Origin of the sequence: Flectobacillus longus (assembly GCF_030056705.1) — a bacterium.
Taxonomy (GTDB): domain Bacteria; phylum Bacteroidota; class Bacteroidia; order Cytophagales; family Spirosomataceae; genus Flectobacillus; species Flectobacillus longus.
Genome location: NZ_JASHIC010000006.1, coordinates 197,387 through 218,671, shown reverse-complemented (window position 1 = coordinate 218,671; position 21,285 = coordinate 197,387). Strand labels below are relative to the sequence as shown.

Here is a 21,285-nt window from a genome sequence, read left to right as displayed (position 1 = left end):
CTTTTGACACTCGATGGATATAGATACTTTCCGTACCTTTGTGCATCTTTTTCAACCAACTACCAAATGGAACAAACAGAACAATTAAAACTCGTATTTCTCAACGATGTACATGTCGCATTAGGAGCTAAAATGGTACCTTTTGCAGGATATTCAATGCCAGTTTTATATACCAACTTGATTCAAGAACACCTTGCTGTTCGTAATTCAGTTGGGGTATTTGATGTATCTCACATGGGGGAATTTGTGGTAAAGGGTGAGCGTGCGACTGAATTTTTACAGTATGTTACCTCAAATGACGTAGCTGCTTTGTACGATGGCAAAGTACAATATTCTTGCTTGCCAAACGATAAAGGTGGTATCGTAGACGATTTATTGATTTACCGCCGTTCGGAAAACGAATACTTTGTGGTAGTAAATGCTTCTAATATCGAAAAGGACTGGAACTGGATGCAGAGCCACAATACCTTTGATGTAGAGATGCAAAATATTAGCGATGGAATCAGTCTATTTGCTGTGCAAGGACCTAAAGGGGTAGCTACCATGCAAAAGTTGACTGACCTTGACCTTGGTTCTATGGAGTACTATACCTTCAAAGAAGGTACAGTAGCTGGTATCGAAAACGTACTCATTGCCACAACTGGTTATACTGGTGCTGGTGGTATGGAAGTATATGTAAAAAATGAGGACGCAAAAACTATGTGGGATGCTATTTTTGCAGCTGGTGCCGAATTTGGTATCGTACCAGTAGGTTTGGGTGCTCGTGATACTTTGCGTACTGAAATGGGATATTGCTTGTATGGTAACGATATTGATGATACAACCTCTCCTATCGAAGCTGGTTTGGGCTGGATTACAAAATTCAATAAAGAATTTGTGAACTCGGCTTTCCATAAGCAAATCAAAGAAAATGGACCAACCAAGAAGTTGGTAGCATTTGAAATGGTAGACCGTGGTATTCCTCGTCAGCATTATGAAATTATGGACGCTACTGGTAACATCATCGGTGAAGTTACTTCAGGAACACAGTCTCCATCATTAAATAAAGGTATTGGATTAGGATATGTTGCCAAAGAATTCAGCAAGTTAGGAACGGAGATTTATATCAATATCCGTAACAAATATTTGAAAGCACAAGTGGTAAAATTACCATTTCTTAAATAATTCTTTCCGAGCTAAGCTATTAGCTACAAGCTTAAAGCCTAATAATACCAATTCAAAAACTTAACCTTTTCGAGCAAAAAGCCATAGCGACTTTTTGCTCGAAAAATTTTGTCCAATCATGAAAACCATTGATGTCTGTTTAACGCCAGAATTATTACATCTTCATAATATCGAAAACTCAATCGTTGTGGTTGTTGATATTTTCAGAGCAACCTCTTGTATGACAACGGCTTTTGCCAATGGTGTAGGAGCTATCATCCCAGTTGCTACCATTGACGAATGTGTTGCTTATCAACGACAAGGCTATTTGGCTGCTGCTGAACGCGATGGAAAAACTCCAGAAGGTTTTGATTTCGATAACTCGCCATTTAGTTATATGGTCGATAAAGTGAAAGATGCAACAATTTGTGTAACAACCACCAATGGTACTTTGGCTATTACAAAATCAAAATCTGCGGTAAAAGTAATGGTTGGGTCATTCTTAAACCTTGGAGCTTTGGCAACTTACTTGAAAGACCAACAATATGATGTATTGATTTTGTGTGCTGGTTGGAAAGGTAAACCTAATTTGGAAGATACTCTTTTTGCAGGAGCATTAGTAGAGCGTTTGAAAGAGGAGTTTATGATTGAGGAAGATTCTGCTTTGATGGCATTGCGCCAATATCAGAATGCTAAGGATGATTTGTTATCTTATGTTGCTTCATCATCACACGTTCGTCGTTTGCAAAGATTAGGTATCCAAAAAGATATTGCTTACTGTTTACAACACGATTTATATGACGTTTTACCTGTGCTAAGAGGTAATGCTTTGGTAAATATGTAAGGTATTTGTTAACAGTGTATCAGGATATATTGTTGATAATATTGATGAAATATATTTAGTACTTGAGCGAATGAGTGATTGTTTTTTAAATAAATATCACCTGTCCAAACGCAATTTTTTGCGTCCAGGCAAGTGTGATAAATAACAATCACTCAATCTCAATCCACTCAATTCAAGAGCACCATTGCTTTTTCTAAGATTGTATCAATTTTAGCCGATTCGTCTTTTGTAGTAATGTTTACTCGATAATCTGGTACAATGCCATTTTCGATATCTTGTTTTTCAGTATTAGAGAAAGCTACTGCCGAAAATCGATAGAGCCAGCCATTAAGTAATTCGCCACCAATAGGACCAGCACCACCACCTCCTGTAATATCGCCTACTAAAGTTACCTGATTTTGTTCGGACATTGCCGAAGCAAACATATTGGCGGCACTAAATACTCGCCTATTTGTTAGCACAACGATTTTTTTCCCATAAAACGAACCACTTGGCTCAACGTACACAGGAGTGTAAGCCTTAAAATCATTTAGGGTTGCACTATTTTTACTTCTTGTATATCCAATGAGGGTTTTTTGAGAAACAAAATGTTGCATAAGGCGTTTGATATTTTCAACCGAACCCCCGTTATTATCTCTTATATCTATTATTAGTCCTTTGGTAATAACCATTTGATTAATGATACTATTCCAACCATCGTCGTCTAGTGTTGTAGAAAAGCTTCCATAATATATGTATCCTATATTTTCATTTAAAACTGTATTTCTTACTTTTTGTCCATAACCAAATTTGAGGTACTGATTGGTCAAAATACTATCATTGAAATTGTGTGCATAACCCCTCAATAAACCCAATGATGAATAATATGTATAACTATATCGAGTATTAGGAATTTGCAGATTGACATGACCATCATGAAGCTCATTCATCATTTGACTCACGATTGTGAAGAGTGCATCTTGCGTTAGTTGGTCGTTTACTTTGGGACGATACTTATTATAGATACTTTGCCAATCAATATTTTTTAGCTCAAAATAACAATACTTATCTCGTACAGTTTTCCATAATAAATCAAAGTTTTCAGTGGGAGTATTTGGTGGATTAGGAGAAATAAATAGCTTTTCACAACTCAAAAATGTGAATCCTAAAAGTATTAATAGAATGATTTTTTTCATAAAAACTAAAATATAATTACTTTTCCTATAGTCAAAGATGTATTTCCAAGAGATAATTCAGAAGGTGCTGTGTAGTGCCTAAAACTCCATTCAATGCCCACTCGCCACGATGATTTTCGGTTAGCATGTTTTGTATTAGTAATTGTTTTTTCTCCAAAATAAAACGTTGAGCGATTGGTATAAAAGAAATACCGATTAATACTCCCAACGTAAATATAGTCTCCTAGATACTTCCATAACTCTTCTTTGAAGTAAGCATCATGCGCATATCCTGAGCGACCTAATACACTTATGAAAGGCATCATAAAAAAGTTTCTGAATAGTACTTTTTTGTGAAAAATACGCATTGACTTCCAGTAACTTAATGCTACTCCAGCTCGTAAACCTGCATCTACTGATACTTCATTATTACCGTATCCTAGATTATAAATATCTGAAAATCTGGTAGCAATATTTAGTCCAATAAATCCTCCCAAATACAAATGGGCATTAGAAGAATGAAGTACATCATGCTGCTTAGCAAAATAGATATTGAGCTCTCCTGATGCTACTTTTAATGTATTTGGACGAGATGGTACGCCCAATGATATTGTGGATAACAATGTGGATAACTTCTGTTTTTTTTGATGTTGTTGTTGAAATTCTAACCCAATAGCGTATAAATCATACCTAAGTGGGCTAATAAAGTCATCTCTAAAGGACGTTGAGCCTATTTTACCTGTAAAGGTTCTATAGGTGGTAGATAACGCACTGTCAATTTTTGATTGTGCATAACTCATCGATGATACTAGTAATAAACAATAAAAGGTAAATGGTCTCATCCAATATTGTACGTAATAAGAAAGAATAGTTAAATCGGGTGATTAGCGTATTTAGGAAAGCAATTAAGATAGGTTTGTTATACAAATAAAAAAGGAATACTTCGGATTTGCTAATAATCTGACCTGATGATGTCAAACTTTGTATAACAAATCAAAAATATTCCTTTTATAAAGATTATTAAAGGCTTATGTCAAATTGAATATTACTAAGGTGGGATTAATTAGCATTCACCCGTTTCTATATCGCAGCTATTACTTTCAGCTTGAACTGAAATTCCTTCCTCTTGCATGATTTGTTGGAGTACTTGTTCAAATACTTCACTTGGCTGAGCACCCGAAAGCGCATACTTTTTATTAAAAATATAGAATGGAACCCCTCCTACGCCATGTTGTCTGAAATAGTGCATTTCTTCTTTAACACTATCAGTGGCCTCATCAGAATTTAAAAGTGCCAAAGTTTTATCTTCTGACCAACCTATTTGACTCAGTATTTTGATTAATTCTTCTTTTTTACTCAAGTCTACACGGTCTGTAAAATAAGCTTGTAGAAAAAGTTCTTTTAGCTCGGCTTGTTTGCCTTCCATAGCAGCAATCGTTAAAAAACGATGTAAATCGAAAGTATTGATCGCTTTTGGTAAGGCTTCAAACTCAAAATCTAGACCTACTGATTTGCCTGCATTTTCGACTTGTACAAATTTTTGTAAATAACCATCCCCAAAGCGATTTTCTGCGTATGTATTAAAGTCAACACCCTCGTTTGGAATAGAAGGGTCTAATTGAAAAGGATGATAGATAATTTGCACATTATCAGAAATTTGCGTATTTTCAATAGCCTGTTCTATTCTACGTTTTCCGATGTAACACCATGGGCACGCTACATCTGATACTACATCTATACGGATTTTCGATTTTTCTTGATTCATTTTCTTGAATTTTATTTATTATCAAAACACCTGTCGGCCTCATTAAATTCCTATTTCTGTTTTTTACAAATAATTCTTTTTTGAAACAATCTAATAGTCAAATAGTTATAAAAATTGTTTAGTCTGTTTGTTACATTTCAAACGTGATTATGCGTTCCATAATCACTCTAACTTTTGAGAATTATGAGGAAAATTTATTTCATTGCTATCTCAGCTATGTTTCTTTTGAGTGCGTGTAATCGCCACGATTTTCAGATTGGCACTGCCTGTCATCGAGAAATTGAAGACGAGGTTTTCAAACCAAATTATGAATCATTTACCTGTATCGAAAAACAGCTCACCATTGTAGATACTACCTACAGGTTTGATGCTGTAATTGATGAGATCGATACTCAAATGCGACTCAGAGGGTATCAAGATACCAAAGAGCGCCCTAACTTGATTGTATTTTATGCCCTTTTTCCAACAGAAGTCAATTTATCGGTTCTTCAACGCTCGTTTAGAGGTTTGGGAAAAGAAAATATGAGCGAAGAGCTCAAACGAATTAAACTCAGGAAAGGAACTTTGTTATTACAATTTGTCGAAAATGATTCTAATCGTCCGATTTGGATGGGCTATGCTGCGGGTATTGCAGAAGAGAAAACCAATGATATAGATGAAAAATCGCTTCGTTCGGCCACAAGACAAATTTTTGATAACTATAAGATTTTCGCAAAAAACTATTTGACCAATCAGCCTGTTACTGCAATGGTACTGGCACCTAGCAAATAATGGTCAAGCTTCAGCAAATGGATTTTAGTCTTCACTGGTGATTTATATATCGTTTTAAGTATAAGAATATTGGCGTCTTGGTTTTGGCAAAAAATCGTTTTGCACAGACTATGACGCCTTTTTATATTGTCCACAATACGATAATAGATAGATTATAGTGTAATAGCTTTTAGGAATTCATACTTCTAAAAATTTAATATTAAATAATTGTTAAATTTTTGTAATATTATCATTAAGTCATGGTGGTAAAAAGGTGTTTTAAGCACTGAAGCCGATACCTCCTTTGGTATATGACAGTAATGAAATGTTGGACCATTAACCCAATAGCAAAATGAAACAATTATTCTATTTATTACTACTTGCGACAGTAATCATGTCATGTAGCAATCAGAAATTTGCTGTTCGTGCTAATAATGATCATTTGATGGAAAATAATCTCAATCAGACTTATCAGATTGTTATTGGGCAAAGTGAAGCAAAATTGTCAGAAGAAACCGAACGTGCTATTCAAGATGAAGTCGAAAATCAAATGGAGGCTCGAGGTTTTGTACGTACCAGCAAATCTCCTGATATCGTAGTTGTATGCTCGGTTTTCGAAACCAAATTAAAAATTAAAGATAGCCGTAAGTTAGAGGAAGACAAATCGGAGTATACTACTCGTAGAATAACGCTCAATGGCGGAACTTTAATGATTCAAATGATTGACGAAAACTTGAATAAATCTGTTTGGCTCGGTATGGCATCGGGTTTTGTAAAACCTAACAAGTCAATCGAAGAGCGCCAATTGAAAGCAATTACTCGTAGTATATTTGATGAATATAAATTAGTCGCTTATGGATATATGCCTAAGCAAGAAATGACAGCTACTCGTTAGTCCTTTGACTATAAAGCCAAAAAAGCACCATAAGTAAGACAGACTTGCTCTATCTAGCCTATGGTGCTTTTTGGGCTAAAACAAAATATCTCTTTACCTCGTCAAGCTTTCAATTAAATGATGATGCTGAGGAAAAATTGCTTGCAAACTAGCACGCTCGGCTAGTTCGAACCCTTCAAAATCAAAACCTGGCGCTACCGTACAACCAACCAATGAATAAGCCGAATCTTTCTGTGGCTTTGACGCAAACCAATATCCTGCTGGAACTACCGCCTGAAATACTTGTCCTTCGTCGGGATTATTACCCAAATGAATAATGTCGAGTTGACCATCTGGACTAATCATAAATACATCGAGAGCACCACCTGCATAAAAATGCCACATTTCATCAGCTTCGATTTTGTGAAAAGCTGAAAAATGATGGTTTTCTAACAAAAAATAAATACCTGTCGAGAAAACTCTTTCTCCTTTAAATCTTTTAGGTAAAGCTTCGTGAGGAATACTTTCGGTTGAACGATAAGTTTCGGCAAAATATCCTCCTTCAGGGTGCTCTAACATCTTAAACTTCTCAACCCAATATTGAGCATCTTTGGTAGATAAATTCATTTATGTTTATGTTTTATAAAAATTAAATCATCGTATTTCCTTTGTATCATATTCATCACCTATCAATTGAATACATTTTAGTTATTGTATTCTCTTTAATGATGACCAAAGGCTTATTTTTACATAACTAAACTAGTTCTGCCATGTAATATAAATTTCCTTACTACAAAAAAAATCATATTTTTTTAATTCTTATGCAACATTGATTTAGCGAAATGTTTCATTAGCATGAAATTCAGTTAATTGTTATTCGCAAATAAGCCTCTAAGACTATCGAAGATTGACGATTAACCAACCAACTAAGTTTATTCACGAATAACAATTTAATACACTGGAACAAACGCTATACATAGACAGAAATGTACATTTGGTAGAGGCTTGTCGCAGGGGCGAACGCAAGGCTCAGTATGAGATTTATCGTCTCTACTCAAAGTCTATGTTCAATGTGGCTGTCCGAATACTGAATCATGTCGGCGAGGCCGAAGATGTACTGCAAGAGGCATTTTTGGACGCATTTATTAAAATTCATGAGTTTCGTCAAACAAGTACCTTTGGCGCTTGGCTCAAGCAAATTGTCATTAATCGAGCTCTAAATCAGCTCAGGCAACGTAAAGTAGCCTTTCAGGACATCGACGGTGTGCCTGATGATTTTGAGGATGAACAATTTGATGACGAGGAAATAGAATGGGAAGTAACTAAGGTGCAGCGCGCGATGCATCAACTTCCCGATGGCTTTAGAACTGTACTCAGTTTGTATCTTTTTGAAGGGTACGATCACGAAGAAATTGCGGAAATTTTGCAAGTAGCAGAATCTACCTCAAGAACTCAGTATATCAGAGCCAAAAAACGTTTATTAGAAATACTAAAAAAGGCATAATTGATTGTCGAATCAAATTTTCAACAAAAGATATGTCATAGTCTTATGAATCAGTCAAAAAAAGCATCAAATCGTTTAGAAAGGTTTGTTAGAGACCATCGAGATGAATTTGAAAATCTTGAACCATCGTTGGATTTGTGGGAAAAACTAGAAGCTAAATTACCTACCGATACCACTAGCGTTCAGCAAGTAGAGAAAAAGAATATCATTCCTTTCTTTCCTAAAATTCAGCACTATTGGCGTGTTGCTGCGGGTATTGCTGTGGTCATTGGAGCATTAGGGTTATGGTATGCCAATCAATCTTCGAGCAGTTCGGACATAATCGTGAGTCAAGTTGGCGATCAGTACAAACAACAAATGGTACATTACGCTAGCTTAATAGAAACAAAGAGAGATGAAATCCGACAAATTGCCGATAATGAACCTGCTTTGTATCAAGAATTTTCATCAGAAATCGAACGCCTTAATAAAGACTACCAAAGCTTGAGAGCGGAGCTGCCCCAAACGCCCAATCAAGAAGAGTTAGTGAAAGCCATGATTCAAAACTTACAACTACAGTTAGATATTTTGAATCAACAATTATCAATTATTCAACGTGTTAAAGAAGCAAAACAAGGCCATGGAAAAAGTATGCAAACTATTTAAGGTAGTGGTTGTCATGTACGGGGTGTTGATTATATCCCCGAGTATGGCACAGCAAATGCGAGTTACGGCCTCTGCTAATGGCAATGTATATGCCAGCAATAAAAATAGTAGAACTATTACCGTAACTGTTAATTCTAATAACAATACAACAACCAACGTTAGTTGTCAGGAGGCATCCTTAGTCGAAAAAGGAGAATCTGTAACCTTGGTCGAGAAAAAGAAGTTGATTACCAAGGTATATTCTGTTGAACCGAAGGATTTATTACAAATTAATAATCAGCACGGTCACGTAAACGTTGATCTATGGAATCGTAATGAAATAAAAATAGAAATCAATATCGTAGGGCACGGCAGTACCGAAGAAAAAGCGCAAGCGTATGTAGATGGAGTAGATATTGCAGAAGCTCGTGTAAGAAACAAAATTACCTTACGTACAAATATCACTTCTGAAAATGGTGGAGATTGGTGGGATAAGCTATCATTTAAGAGTAATAACTCTGATAATGAAAAGCAAGGCGTAGAAGTTAACTATCAAGTATATATGCCAAAGAATAACCCTCTTATGGTGTCGAATAGATACGGAAATACAAGCGTTCCTGAATTTTCAGCTCCTTTGTCAATCGTTACTTCTTATGGAAACTTTGTAAGTGACCGCCTTTCTGGCAATGAAAAAAGTATCAATGTTCAGTACGGTAAAGCCAATATCAAGCAATTAGACGAAGCAGAATTGAAAATATCTTACTCAAAATTGAATATTGATAAAGCTAATATTATCAAACTTGCCAATATGTTTGGTTCTATAATGGTTGATCAAGTCAATACCATTGAGGGAAATCTTCAGTATTCTAACGGAAAAATCGGTACGATTAAAGAAAATGGCAAAATTTACATTAGCTATTCAGATGGATTAGAGCTTCGTGAATTGCCACAATCATTGAAGTCCTTGGATTTGAAATGTAATTATACTACCGTAAAATTACCCGTAACGCCAGACTGTAATGCTGATTTTGATGTAACTGTAAACTATGCCAATTTCAAATATCCATTAGACAAGTGTACACTTACTGTAAATCCTGACGAGGAAAATGCCCAAAAAAGGATGGGATTTATTCCTCAAAAAAATTATAAAGGTAGAATAGGCAAAGGTACAGGAACCAAAATCGTCATTCACTCAAATTATGGTGGCGTGAAGTTTTTGGAGAAAGATAAATAGTAAATCTAAAGTCCTCATGTAAAAGCTGTATGAGATAAGATATGCTTTCGAGCTTATCTTATCTCATACAGCTTTTTTATTTTCCTTGAGTCACATCAAAATAACATACTTCTACAGTCAAATGACTCAATAACTGTTGCGTTCTTTCGGGGCGGGCATCTGTTAAAAAAACCTGCTGAAAAGTCCCATCTACCATCATATTTATCAACTGCTGAATACGTCTATCATCAAGCTTATCAAAGATATCATCGAGTAATAATATCGGTTGAAAACCCTTTTCAAGTGCTAAAATCTCAAATTGGGCTAATTTTAGCGCAATAACATAGGATTTTTGCTGACCTTGAGAACCGTATTTTTTGAGAGGAAAAGCACTAATTTCAAAGGTGAAATCATCTTTATGAATCCCGAAAGTTGTACGTTGTGCGGCTAAATCCCTAGGTCGATTTTTGGTAAAATCATGTCTAAAAGTATCGGCATTTACTTCTGTTTCGTAGATCAGCTTTACCTCTTCTCTACTTTCTGACAGATTTGCATAGTGTTTTTGGAAGATAGGGGTAAATTTTGACAAGAACTCCGTTCTTTTTTTCTGTAAAATTATCCCATATTCAATGATTGGGTCAGAATAAATATCTAGTAAGTCTGCATCAAAATAATTTTTTTCAGCAAACTGTTTTAAAAGAGCATTCCGCTGAAGTAATACTTTATTGTATTGAATTAAGGTTTCGAGATAATCACGGTCAATTTGTGAAATCACACCATCAAAAAACTTTCTACGTTCTTCGCTCCCATCTCTTACAATATCGGTATCATTAGGCGAAATCAATACCACAGGATAAAGTCCGATATGCTCTGAAATTTTCTCATAAGGCTTTTTATCATGTAGTACCGCTTTTTTTTGTCCTTTTTGAAAAGAACACGTAATTTGAGCATCCCCTTTGGGTCCCTCCACAAAAGTGCCATCAATCATCATAAAGTCAGCCTCATGTGTAACACACAGGGCATCTTGCGAGCTAATGGAGCTTTTGGTTAATGCCAAAAAGTAAATGGCATCCAGCAGGTTGGTTTTGCCACTACCGTTTTCTCCCACAATACAGTTTACACGATTAGTAAACTTAAAATCGCCAAAGTCATAGCTTTTAAAGTTTGTTAGACTGATACGTTGTAAATACATATTTGGATGAGTAAGAAAGCTTAGGTAATTGACTTTATAAAATGAGCAAAATGCCAAAGACATAATGCTTGAGGCGAAATGATATCCTGTCTAACGCTGAACAATATTCAATGCAAAGCTGTTTAGATTTGTACTTTAGTTCTGATACCTGTCAGGTAAATAGCTAATAAAGTTGTTTATAACTAATAATCAAGAGTCTATTGTGATATTTTTTTGGTCGGTTCTTGGTTTTGTACTAATTTCGCATTGCAAATTAACGCCTGTTTCGGGGGATTACAAAATCCTATGTGGCCCACAATGGGATAGCAGTTCCAGGTGAGCAAGAGCGAATAAGACGTTTATTTTATTCCCTCATTTACTTAATCGTAAGATTCAACGCAAGTTAATCACTCATTCACTCATTTTGAAAAATGGCAAAGAAAGCTGAAAACAAAGTAAAATACTCGAAAGAGACCTACATGGAATGGTACGAGTCAATGATGCTTCAACGTAAATTTGAAGAACGTACTGGTCAATTGTATGGTCAACAAAAGATTCGTGGTTTTTGCCACCTTTACATCGGACAAGAGGCTTGTTCTTCTGGAGCAGCGTCGGCACTTCGTAAAGGCGACAAATATATTACAGCTTACCGTGATCACGGTATTCCATTGGCTTTAGGTTCAGACCCTAACACTATCATGGCGGAAATGTTCGGAAAAGCTACTGGTATTTCGAAAGGTAAAGGTGGATCAATGCACATTTTCGATAAATCAGTGGGTTTTGTAGGTGGTCATGGTATCGTAGGTGCTCAAATTCCTCTTGGAGCGGGTTTGGCATTTGCTGAAAAATATAACAAAACTGGAAACGTTTGTATCTGTTACTTCGGTGACGGTGCGGTTCGTCAGGGTGCATTGCACGAAGCCTTCAACATGGCTATGACTTGGAAGTTGCCTGCAATTTTTGTTGTTGAAAACAACGGATATGCTATGGGTACTTCAGTAACTCGTACTTCAAACGTTACAGATCTTTACACAATTGGTGAGGCGTATGATATGCCATCTGAGCCAGTTGATGCGATGAGCGTAGAGGCAGTTCATGAGGCAGTTTCTCGTGCGGCTGAGCGTGCTCGTGCAGGTGAAGGTCCAACATTCTTAGAATTCAAAACTTACCGTTATAGAGGTCACTCTATGTCTGACCCTCAGAAGTACCGTACTAAAGAGGAAGTTGAGGCATACAAAATGCGTGACCCAATCGAGCAAGTTAGACAAGCAATCTTGGAAAACGAATTTGCTACAGAAGAAGATTTAGCAGCTATCGATGCTCAAATTAAAGTAAGAGTAGAAGCTTCAGTTAAATTTGCTGAAGAATCTCCTTGGCCAGATGCTTCTGAAGCATATAAAGATGTTTATGTAGACGAATATCCATTCCCAGTGGAATAATCATCTTACATGATAAAAGCCCCAATAGTTTTACGCAAGTAAAGCTATTGGGGCTTTTTTATTTTCTTCTCAACAAACCATTTTATGATTGAAATATACCTTCATATAATTCAGGCTTAAAACCTACCGAAATAATCTCCTCTTTTTCCAAAACAGGACGCTTGATTACCGAAGTTTGTTCCATCATCAATTGGATAGCCGATGCCATATCAGTAGCCTTTTGACTTTCGTCTAGTTTTTTCCAAGTTGTACCTGCTTTATTTACAAGGGTTTCCCAAGGATATTTTTCTAACCAAGCTTCCAATTTTTCTTGTGAGATTCCTTCTTTTTTGAAGTTATGAAATTCAAAAGGAATATCGTGTTCCTTGAGCCAAGTAAGGGCTTTTTTTACCGTATCACAATTCGGTATTCCGTAAACTTTGTACATGGGGGTGTTTTTTAGTATAAAAATTTTAGTACCAGATAATATAGTCAGAAAATAGAGTTTTTTAGGCAAGGACAAAGGACAACTCAAAACTCTACACTCCTAACCCAGCACTCAAATCACTTTCCTTCCAACAATTTCTTCAATCCAAACATTTCGTCTCTTAGGCGAGCGGCTGCAACAAAGTCAAGTTCTTTGGCGGCCTTATCCATTTCATTCTGTACTTTCTTGATTTGTGCTTCAATTTCTGGTTTAGACATATAAGCCAATACTGGATCAGCAGCCATCTGTACATCCTGCGGTTCGATGTAATAATTGGTCTTCGTAGTCTTACCCATTACATCGGCAATAGAGGTTTGATCGATAATGGCTTGTTTCGAGCGAAGAATCGTTTTTGGCGTGATACCATGCTCAATGTTGTACTCCATCTGAATAGCTCTACGTCGATTGGTCTCTTCGATAGCCTTTTGCATAGAGCCTGTGATGCGGTCGGCATACATGAGTACTTTCCCTTGGTCATTTCTAGCCGCACGTCCAATGGTTTGGATTAATGAGCGAATATCTCGCAAGAAACCTTCTTTGTCGGCGTCCATGATGGCAACCAACGAAACCTCTGGCAAATCCAAACCTTCACGTAAAAGGTTTACCCCAACCAAAACATCAAATACACCAAGTCGTAATTCTCTTAAAATTTCAACACGCTCTAAAGTTTTTACCTCCGAGTGAATATAGCGACATTTGACTCCCACACGTTCCATGTATTTCGAAAGTTCTTCGGCCATACGCTTGGTAAGTGTCGTAATCAGTACCCTTTCTTCTCGTTCTATTCTTATATGTACTTCTTCTAATAAATCATCTATTTGGTTCAGACTTGGTCGCACTTCTATTTCAGGATCGAGCAAGCCCGTAGGTCTAATGATTTGTTCTACGACAACTCCCTCCGAACGACGTAGCTCATAGTCGGCTGGTGTAGCACTTACAAAAATACTTTGTCCACTAATATCCTCAAATTCTTGAAAAGTCAAAGGACGGTTGTCCATCGCACTTGGCAAACGGAAGCCATAGTCTACCAAAGATTCTTTTCTTGAGCGGTCGCCACCCCACATCGCTCTGATTTGAGGAATAGTTACGTGGCTTTCATCTACTACCAATAAAAAATCGTCTGGGAAAAAGTCTAATAAACAGAATGGTCTTTGTCCCGCTTGTCTTCTGTCAAAATATCTTGAGTAATTTTCGATACCCGAACAGTAGCCCAATTCTCGCATCATTTCCATATCAAACTCCGTTCGCTGTTTGATGCGCTCAGCTTCTGCTGTTCTACCTTCTGCTTCAAAATACTTAATCTGCCCAACAAGATCATCCTGTATTTCATTGATGGCTCTCATCAATACATCTCTACCTGTGACAAACAAATTGGCGGGGAAGATTGCCACCATTTTTTCTTCAGATAATTTTTTTCCAGAAATTGGGTCTATGCGTTGAATAGCTTCAATTTCGTCGCCGAAGAAAATAATACGATAGCCAAAATCAGCGTAGGGGACATAGATATCCACAGTGTCTCCTTTTACTCGAAAATTGCCTCTTTGAAATTCGGCTTCAGTTCTGGAGTAAAGAATTTCGACAAGTCTAAATAAAAATTGATTTCGAGAAATAATTTCTCCTACCCCAATTCGTAAAATACTTTTTCGGTACTCTTCTGGGTTTCCCATACCATATATACAAGATACCGAGGCAATTACGATAATGTCTCGTCGCCCAGACATTAAGGACGAAGTTGTAGAAAGTCGTAACTTATCAATTTCTTCGTTGATGGCAAGGTCTTTTTCTATATACGTATTGGTGGTAGCGATATAGGCTTCGGGCTGATAATAGTCGTAGTAAGAAATGAAATATTCAACTGCATTATTAGGAAAAAACTGTTTGAACTCGCCATAAAGCTGAGCCGCTAAAGTTTTGTTATGACTCAATATCAGGGTAGGTCTATTGATTTGAGCAATAGTATTGGCTACGGTAAATGTTTTACCAGACCCCGTCACCCCTAATAGCGTTTGTGCTTGCTCTCCATTTTGTATTCCTTCTACCAACTGAGCGATGGCTTTGGGCTGGTCGCCAGTAGGCTTATATTCTGAACAAAGTTGAAATTCCATTCCGCTTGATTTTTTGTCTATAAAATTAAGTGTAATCCAATAATGAGCCAATCGAATAGATAAGTTTATATTGGTAAACAATCACTCTTTGATTAACGACAAAGAAAACACTTTGGTTTCGGACTTGGTGTATCAAATATTTGATATGCCCATCACTCAAAACCCAACAGAGTATTAATAGGTTTTTTGTACTTTTCTGAATAAAACCAATTTCCTCATTCTATGAAAAGAAAATTTTTAAAAACTTGTTTGACAGCACTTTGTGGAGGACTACTTGGGTTATCCATAATGAGTGCTCAACAATACCAAGCCAATTGGGCATCAATAGACTCTCGTCCTATTCCAAACTGGTTTGAAGATGCCAAATTTGGTATCTTTATTCACTGGGGATTATTCTCTGTACCCGCTTGGGGACCAACCGCCAAAAATAATGTAGGGATCTACGACCGTTATTCAGAATGGTATTGGCAAACCTTGACTAATGCTAAAAGACCTGGGTATCCTTCTACCCTAGCCTTTCATGAAAAAGCTTTTGGAAAAGATTTTAAGTATCAAGACTTTGCCAAAGGGTTTACTTGTGAAATGTACGACCCAAGCGACTGGGCAAATATTTTTGAAAATGCTGGAGCCAAATATGTCGTGCTGACTTCAAAGCATCATGAAGGATATACGCTTTGGCCTAGTGTGCAGGCTTGGAATTGGAATGCTGTTGATTTAAACCCTCATCGTGATATTTCTGGCGATTTGACAAAGGCAGTGAAAGACAAAGGTCTGCGTATGGGTTTTTATTATTCTTTGTACGAATGGTTTAATCCTTTGTACAAAAAAGACGTAGATACTTATGTGACTTCACACATGATTCCGCAAATGAAAGATTTGGTGACACGATATACGCCAGATATTCTGTGGACTGATGGCGAATGGGATCATCCTTCCGAAAAGTGGAAAAGTACGGAGTTTTTGGCATGGCTCTATAACGACTCTCCTTCAAAAGCAGAGGTGGTAGTAAATGACCGCTGGGGAAAAGAAACACGTAGCAAACACGGAGGAATTTATACTACTGAATATGACTTGGTACACGATGCTAATTCAAGCAGTATGGAAATAGCCCATCCTTGGGAAGAATGTCGAGGTATTGGTTCTTCTTTTGGCTATAATAGAAATGAAAATTTAGAAGATTATTCTTCGTCAAAGCAGCTGATAGATATTCTTATTGACAAAGTAGCTCGTGGAGGAAACTTGTTACTAAATGTTGGTCCAACAGCCGATGGACGAATTCCAGTAATTATGCAACAACGTTTGGCAGATATGGGAAAATGGTTGAAAATTAACGGAGATGCTATTTATGGTACTCGTAAATGGGAAAAATCACCAAAGGTTACTCCAGAAACTAAGGTTTTCTTTACCAAGAAAAATAAAGATTTATATGTGCTATTGACTCAATGGAAAAATACGCCTGTTACTATTGAAGGAATTTTGGGTGGTACAGTAAGTATGTTGGGATACAACGGAGCTATCAAAGTTCAGAAAAAAGGAAATGCTTTGACAATAACACCTCCTGCGCTTACGCCTGATGTCAATCCAAGTGAATATGCTTGGGTCTTTAAGATTTCGGGTGCATTATAAAAAATAAAAACCCGAAGGCTACAAGCTAACGGGTTTCTGGTTTCACTCTCAAAATTAAATTTTGAATCTTTGACTTGAACGTTGTTCGTTCAATTACAGCCTTTTCGCCTCTTCCCAATACACATCCATCTCGGCTAGGGTCATATCTTGTAAGGTTTTACCTTGTTCTTTTGCTCTTGATTCAATATGTTGGAATCTTTTGATGAACTTTTTATTAGTTCTTTCTAAAGCTGATTCAACATTGATATTGACAAATCTTGCGTAATTGACTAGAGAAAACAATAAATCTCCAAATTCTGCTTCGGCCTTTTCGGTATCGATGGCTGATTTTTCAACTACATTAAATTCAGCTTTGAATTCTTGCATTTCTTCTTCGACTTTCTCCCAAACCTGCTCTTTTTCTTCCCAATCGAAGCCAGCTCCACGAGCCTTTTCTTGAATACGCATAGCCTTTACTAAGGCTGGAAGCGATTTTGGTACACCAGCCAGTACAGACTTGTTACCTTCTTTCATCTTGAGTGCTTCCCAATTTTGCTTTACTTGCTCCTCGGTTTCAGCTTTTACATCACCATAAATATGTGGATGACGGAAAATCAGTTTTTCACAAAGACCATTCAATACGTCAGCAATATCAAAAGTGTTGGTTTCGGAAGCAATTTTTGAATAAAACACCATGTGAAGCATAATATCGCCGATTTCTTTTTTGATTTCTACCAAATCTCCTTCTATAATGGCATCCGAAAGTTCGTAGGTTTCTTCAATCGTCAAGTGACGCAGAGAATCAATGGTTTGTTTTTTGTCCCAAGGACATTGCTCTCTTAACTCATCCATAATTGTTAAGAGGCGGTTAAATGCCATCAACTGTTCTTTTCTTCTTTCGGGTAAAGCTTCAAATTCCATCCTTTCCTGTTCCCAATACGTTTGTTGTGCTTACAAAGTTAGTGAAAGTTATTTATAAAATCCCCAATGTATAATAGGACTTTTTGGGTTTTATGGGAATAAAACTCAAAAAAATATACATTTTCTCGTTGGTTAGATACAAAAAAGAGGGCATCGCTAAGCCATGCCCTCTTTTTTGTATCTAAATTGCTGTATTAGAACCCTTTCCATTTAATAGCACAACCAACAGCTTTAGTATTATTTACCATTACTGGGCGTCCACTCAATAGATTGTTGACGGCATCTTCTACAAACTTTTTGTTCACAGCACTTGCGTCTTGCGTATTGTCGTCTATCGCTCCAATATATTGTACCGTAAATCGATCTCCTTCTTTTTTGAGTACGAAGCACGAAGGTGTTCTGGTTGCACCAAAAGCCTTGGCTACTTCTTGGGTTTCATCTTGTAAATACGGAAATGTAAAACCTTTACTTGGTGCTGTCAGACGCATGTTAGCAAATGAATCTTCTTCGTAAGCATTTGGGTCGTTTGGATTAATAGCAATGACTGGATATCCTTTTGAAGCGAACTTGCTATGCAAATCCACAATTCTTGAATCGTATGCCTTCGAAAATGGACAGTGATTACAAGTAAATACCACGATATATCCTTTTACATTGCGATTGTCGCTCAAGGATAACATGCGACCATCAATATTTTTTAGTTGAAAATCGCTAACGGTTTGCCCAATGTTATAACCAGATTGGGCATTAATAGTGCCTATAGTAGCCAACAGAGTAATGATAATGAATAAAGATTTGGCGAAAAAGGCTTTTTTGATGATATGATGAATGACTGATTTCATTTTAGATAGTGTATTAAAGAGCGCACAAAATAGTACAAAATGCCAGACAAATAAATAATTACTACAAGATAATTACCAGAATTGAAAAAACTGACTGGTTGTGAATGGATATGAGAAGTGCTACATGTGTGAAAAAGAGTAGGTAAATTGTGCTTTAATTACAATGCAAATACGTAATAATAAAAGACTTAGTTCATTTTTGATTGAGGATTTTATTATTAAACGTAAGACTTTTTAAAAAGGTACTATTCTTGAAAAAATATTTACTAAACGGTCTATTTTTGAATGAATGCGTAAGTAAAATAACCAACAAAAGCCAAGTACTTATGCCTGAGAGTCTAAAGTTTTGATTGTTAGTTGATTATATTTCTAAAAAAGTCGTTACAAGATTTCGAAAATTCAAAATCTCTTGTTAAATTTGCATCCCTTTTAGGGGCAAATGGCATTTGTCAAACCCTCTAATTAGCTTCATTAAATCCATTTGCTTGAATTATAGCTAGTTAGTTTAAAAATACAATACAATGTACGCAATCGTAGAAATCGCTGGTCAGCAATTTAAAGTTGAGAAAGACCGTTACCTTTACACGCATCGTTTGGCGGGTGAGGAAGGCGCTGCACTAGTTTTCGACAAGGTTCTTCTTGTTGACAATGATGGAGATATTAAAGTAGGTGCTCCAATCGTTGAAGGTGCAACTGTATCAGGTAAAATTTTGGCTCACGTTCGTGGCGAAAAAGTTATCGTTTTCAAAAAGAAACGTCGTAAAGGCTATCAAAAACAAAACGGTCACCGTCAAGACTTGACTAAAGTTTTAATCGAAGGTATTACATTCTAATTTAGTCTTAAGTTATTAGTTGAAAGACTTCTGGTTTAGGTCGTATTATTCATAACTTAACGTAAAAACATTACAAAAAAATGGCACACAAGAAAGGTGCGGGTAGTTCGAAGAACGGCCGTGAGTCACATAGCAAACGCTTAGGCGTTAAAATCTACGGTGGTCAACCTGCTATTGCTGGTAATATCATCATCCGTCAGAGAGGTACTGCTCACAATCCTGGCAAAAACGTAGGTATCGGTAAAGACCATACTTTGTTTGCTTTGGTTAGTGGTACTGTACAATTCAAAAAAGGTTTCAAAGGTCGTTCTTTCGTAGAAGTTATTCCTGCTGAAGCTTAATAACGATTTTACCCATAAAAAAGGATGCTTGTCAAACAAGCATCCTTTTTGCTTTATAAAGCATATATCGCATCAGATTCGATAAATGTTGTTTTCTTAGGAAAGCTTTCTTTAGAAGCCTTTATCAACATTCTTACTATTTTGTCTACATGAACTCCTCGGTATTTCTTTAATGGACCAATCATAAGAGGACTCAAAATAGTATCTAACACTACTCCTAATTTCTCACCAAAACGAAATTCTTCACGATTTCCTAAAATCAATGACGGTCGAACACAAACGAGCTTGGCGAATCCTAATGCACTAAGTTTTTGTTCTAACTCACCTTTGGTTCTCAAATAAAAACCAGAAGAATTGGCATCCGCTCCTATCGACGATACAAGTATATAACTTTCGATTCCATTCGATTTGGCTATTTGACCAACTCTGTAAGGATATTCACAATCAATCAGATATTGAGCTTCTTTACTTCCTGCTTTTTTCAAAGTAGTACCCATGGCACAAAACAATACATCTCCTTTTACCACGCTGGTATCTGGATGCTCAAAATCAAAAATGACTTGTTCTAATTTGGAATGCGATATTGTCAGAGGCTTGCGGACTAGTAGGGTTACTTTTGAGAAGTAATCATCCTTGAGAAGTTGTTGAGCAAGTGTGCTACCGACTAGGCCAGTAGCACCAATAATGATAGCATGTTTCATTATCCTAGAATATTCCATTTGATACCCCACTTGGCTAAGCGGTACAATATAGAAACACGAAGTACGCCAAGTCCATATTTAGAACTTCTCATAAAATTGATAGAAGAAGCTTCCTCAAAGTATTTGGTTGGACAAGTTACTTCAGCAATCTCAAATCCATGCCAAAAGATTTGAGCAATCATTTCGTTATCAAATACAAAGTCGTCGTCGCAGCGCTCAAATGGTACTTTTTTAAGAACCTCTCTAGAGAATGCACGATAGCCTGTATGATATTCTGAGAGTTTTTGACCTAGCAAAACGTTTTGGAAAAACGTTAGAAATCTGTTGGCAATGTATTTGTACATAGGCATGCCTCCTTTGAGTGCTCCCATGCCCAAGATACGCGAGCCAAATACTACAGGATATAACTCATTACCGATGATAGAAATCATAGCAGTAAGCAACATTGGCGTATATTGATAATCTGGGTGCAACATAATAACAATGTCACCGCCCAATTCTAATGCTTTGTTGTAACAAGTTTTTTGATTCCCACCGTAGCCTTTGTTTTTATCGTGGCGAATCACATGTTTGATTCCCAGTGATTTAGCTACATCTACTGTATTGTCAGGGCTGTGGTCATCTACTAAAATTACCTCATCGACAAGGTCGAAGGGTATTTCACGATATGTTCGTTCAAGTGTCAACGAAGCCTTGTAGGCTGGCATTACAACGATAACTTTTTTGTTGTTATACATTTTAAATCAATTTTCTATGAATCAATAATTGAGTCAAATTTAAAGTAAAAATAGTCGCAAAAATACCTGAAAATCAATACAGTGAAAAGAAATAGAGCTATTAATATGCTCGAAGATTACAAGTGGTATATATTGGTATGACTAAATGTTTGGCAATTTAAGATTTTACTAAATTTTAAACAAAATCAAGGCCAAACTTATATTTATCCTTCGCTTGTTGTCAATTCCTTTATCTTTGTGTTTTTTTGCCCTT

22 protein-coding genes are annotated in these 21,285 nt (G+C 36.6%); 11 read left to right on the top strand and 11 right to left on the bottom strand.

The window, feature by feature from the left end:
• Window positions 1–66 precede the first annotated feature (66 nt).
• Window positions 67–1,164: a glycine cleavage system aminomethyltransferase GcvT gene (gene gcvT / locus QM491_RS06220; protein WP_283326431.1), complete on the top strand. Its 1,098-nt coding sequence runs from the start codon at window positions 67–69 to the stop codon at window positions 1,162–1,164.
• A gap of 118 nt (window positions 1,165–1,282) precedes the next feature.
• Complete coding sequence (locus tag QM491_RS06215; protein ID WP_283326429.1) at window positions 1,283–1,987, top strand: 2-phosphosulfolactate phosphatase; 705 nt, start codon at window positions 1,283–1,285, stop codon at window positions 1,985–1,987.
• A 167-nt stretch (window positions 1,988–2,154) separates the two neighbouring features.
• Here the strand turns inward: QM491_RS06215 and QM491_RS06210 are convergent, their stop codons facing one another.
• The 3 genes from QM491_RS06210 to QM491_RS06200 all read right to left on the bottom strand — a co-directional run bounded on the left by QM491_RS06210 (window position 2,155) and on the right by QM491_RS06200 (window position 4,906).
• A complete protein-coding gene (locus tag QM491_RS06210; RefSeq protein WP_283326428.1) occupies window positions 2,155–3,162 on the bottom strand; it encodes a S41 family peptidase in 1,008 nt (335 codons plus the stop codon).
• 5 nt (window positions 3,163–3,167) lie between these two features.
• Window positions 3,168–3,941: a hypothetical protein gene (locus tag QM491_RS06205; RefSeq protein WP_283326427.1), complete on the bottom strand. Its 774-nt coding sequence runs from the start codon at window positions 3,939–3,941 to the stop codon at window positions 3,168–3,170.
• A 263-nt stretch (window positions 3,942–4,204) separates the two neighbouring features.
• Window positions 4,205–4,906, bottom strand: coding sequence for a DsbA family oxidoreductase (locus QM491_RS06200; RefSeq protein ID WP_283326426.1), 702 nt, complete (start codon window positions 4,904–4,906; stop codon window positions 4,205–4,207).
• 183 nt (window positions 4,907–5,089) lie between these two features.
• On the opposite strand from QM491_RS06200, the gene QM491_RS06195 reads away from it, so the two are divergent.
• Window positions 5,090–5,677, top strand: coding sequence for a DUF4136 domain-containing protein (locus QM491_RS06195; protein WP_283326425.1), 588 nt, complete (start codon window positions 5,090–5,092; stop codon window positions 5,675–5,677).
• Window positions 5,678–6,008: 331 nt separating this feature from the next.
• Window positions 6,009–6,551, top strand: coding sequence for a DUF4136 domain-containing protein (locus QM491_RS06190; RefSeq protein WP_283326424.1), 543 nt, complete (start codon window positions 6,009–6,011; stop codon window positions 6,549–6,551).
• Between the two features lie 93 nt (window positions 6,552–6,644).
• Here the strand turns inward: QM491_RS06190 and QM491_RS06185 are convergent, their stop codons facing one another.
• Window positions 6,645–7,157: a cupin domain-containing protein gene (locus QM491_RS06185; protein ID WP_283326423.1), complete on the bottom strand. Its 513-nt coding sequence runs from the start codon at window positions 7,155–7,157 to the stop codon at window positions 6,645–6,647.
• A gap of 331 nt (window positions 7,158–7,488) precedes the next feature.
• On the opposite strand from QM491_RS06185, the gene QM491_RS06180 reads away from it, so the two are divergent.
• The 3 genes from QM491_RS06180 to QM491_RS06170 are packed head-to-tail and all read left to right on the top strand — an operon-like array spanning window position 7,489 to window position 9,892.
• Window positions 7,489–8,034 carry an RNA polymerase sigma factor gene (locus QM491_RS06180; RefSeq protein WP_095160929.1) on the top strand — a complete coding sequence of 182 codons (546 nt, stop codon included), beginning with the start codon at window positions 7,489–7,491 and terminating at the stop codon, window positions 8,032–8,034.
• A 45-nt stretch (window positions 8,035–8,079) separates the two neighbouring features.
• Window positions 8,080–8,679: a hypothetical protein gene (locus QM491_RS06175; protein ID WP_283326422.1), complete on the top strand. Its 600-nt coding sequence runs from the start codon at window positions 8,080–8,082 to the stop codon at window positions 8,677–8,679.
• A complete protein-coding gene (locus tag QM491_RS06170; RefSeq protein ID WP_283326421.1) occupies window positions 8,654–9,892 on the top strand; it encodes a DUF4097 family beta strand repeat-containing protein in 1,239 nt (412 codons plus the stop codon). Before QM491_RS06175 ends, QM491_RS06170 begins: the two co-directional genes overlap by 26 nt.
• A 76-nt stretch (window positions 9,893–9,968) precedes the next feature.
• Here the strand turns inward: QM491_RS06170 and recF are convergent, their stop codons facing one another.
• Window positions 9,969–11,063, bottom strand: a complete 1,095-nt coding sequence (gene recF, locus QM491_RS06165; RefSeq protein ID WP_283326420.1) for a DNA replication/repair protein RecF — start codon at window positions 11,061–11,063, stop codon at window positions 9,969–9,971.
• A 410-nt stretch (window positions 11,064–11,473) separates the two neighbouring features.
• On the opposite strand from recF, the gene pdhA reads away from it, so the two are divergent.
• Window positions 11,474–12,481, top strand: coding sequence for a pyruvate dehydrogenase (acetyl-transferring) E1 component subunit alpha (pdhA, locus tag QM491_RS06160; RefSeq protein WP_283326419.1), 1,008 nt, complete (start codon window positions 11,474–11,476; stop codon window positions 12,479–12,481).
• Window positions 12,482–12,563: 82 nt separating this feature from the next.
• Here the strand turns inward: pdhA and QM491_RS06155 are convergent, their stop codons facing one another.
• Both QM491_RS06155 and uvrB read right to left on the bottom strand, forming a co-directional pair.
• Entirely contained in the window at window positions 12,564–12,908 is a 345-nt protein-coding gene (locus tag QM491_RS06155; RefSeq protein WP_283326418.1) for an arsenate reductase, read from the bottom strand.
• 116 nt (window positions 12,909–13,024) lie between these two features.
• A complete protein-coding gene (gene uvrB, locus QM491_RS06150; protein ID WP_283326417.1) occupies window positions 13,025–15,052 on the bottom strand; it encodes an excinuclease ABC subunit UvrB in 2,028 nt (675 codons plus the stop codon).
• Between the two features lie 222 nt (window positions 15,053–15,274).
• Between uvrB and QM491_RS06145 the strand changes: the two genes are divergently transcribed.
• Complete coding sequence (locus QM491_RS06145) at window positions 15,275–16,678, top strand: alpha-L-fucosidase (RefSeq protein WP_283326416.1); 1,404 nt, start codon at window positions 15,275–15,277, stop codon at window positions 16,676–16,678.
• Window positions 16,679–16,771: 93 nt separating this feature from the next.
• On the opposite strand, the gene mazG is transcribed toward QM491_RS06145, so the two are convergent.
• Complete coding sequence (gene mazG / locus QM491_RS06140; protein WP_283326415.1) at window positions 16,772–17,578, bottom strand: nucleoside triphosphate pyrophosphohydrolase; 807 nt, start codon at window positions 17,576–17,578, stop codon at window positions 16,772–16,774.
• 194 nt (window positions 17,579–17,772) lie between these two features.
• On the bottom strand, window positions 17,773–18,420 hold the full coding sequence (locus tag QM491_RS06135; protein ID WP_283326414.1) for a thioredoxin family protein: 648 nt from the start codon (window positions 18,418–18,420) through the stop codon (window positions 17,773–17,775).
• A gap of 521 nt (window positions 18,421–18,941) precedes the next feature.
• Here QM491_RS06135 and rplU point away from each other — a divergent pair.
• Both rplU and rpmA read left to right on the top strand, forming a co-directional pair.
• A complete protein-coding gene (gene rplU / locus QM491_RS06130) occupies window positions 18,942–19,253 on the top strand; it encodes a 50S ribosomal protein L21 (protein ID WP_095160938.1) in 312 nt (103 codons plus the stop codon).
• Window positions 19,254–19,333: 80 nt separating this feature from the next.
• Window positions 19,334–19,594: a 50S ribosomal protein L27 gene (gene rpmA, locus QM491_RS06125; RefSeq protein WP_095160939.1), complete on the top strand. Its 261-nt coding sequence runs from the start codon at window positions 19,334–19,336 to the stop codon at window positions 19,592–19,594.
• Between the two features lie 53 nt (window positions 19,595–19,647).
• Here rpmA and QM491_RS06120 read toward each other — a convergent pair whose 3' ends face one another.
• Window positions 19,648–20,295, bottom strand: a complete 648-nt coding sequence (locus tag QM491_RS06120; RefSeq protein WP_283326412.1) for an NAD(P)H-binding protein — start codon at window positions 20,293–20,295, stop codon at window positions 19,648–19,650.
• Window positions 20,295–21,032 carry a glycosyltransferase family 2 protein gene (locus tag QM491_RS06115; RefSeq protein WP_283326411.1) on the bottom strand — a complete coding sequence of 246 codons (738 nt, stop codon included), beginning with the start codon at window positions 21,030–21,032 and terminating at the stop codon, window positions 20,295–20,297. The genes QM491_RS06120 and QM491_RS06115 overlap by 1 nt, the downstream gene beginning before the upstream one ends.
• Between the last annotated feature and the right edge of the window lie 253 nt (window positions 21,033–21,285).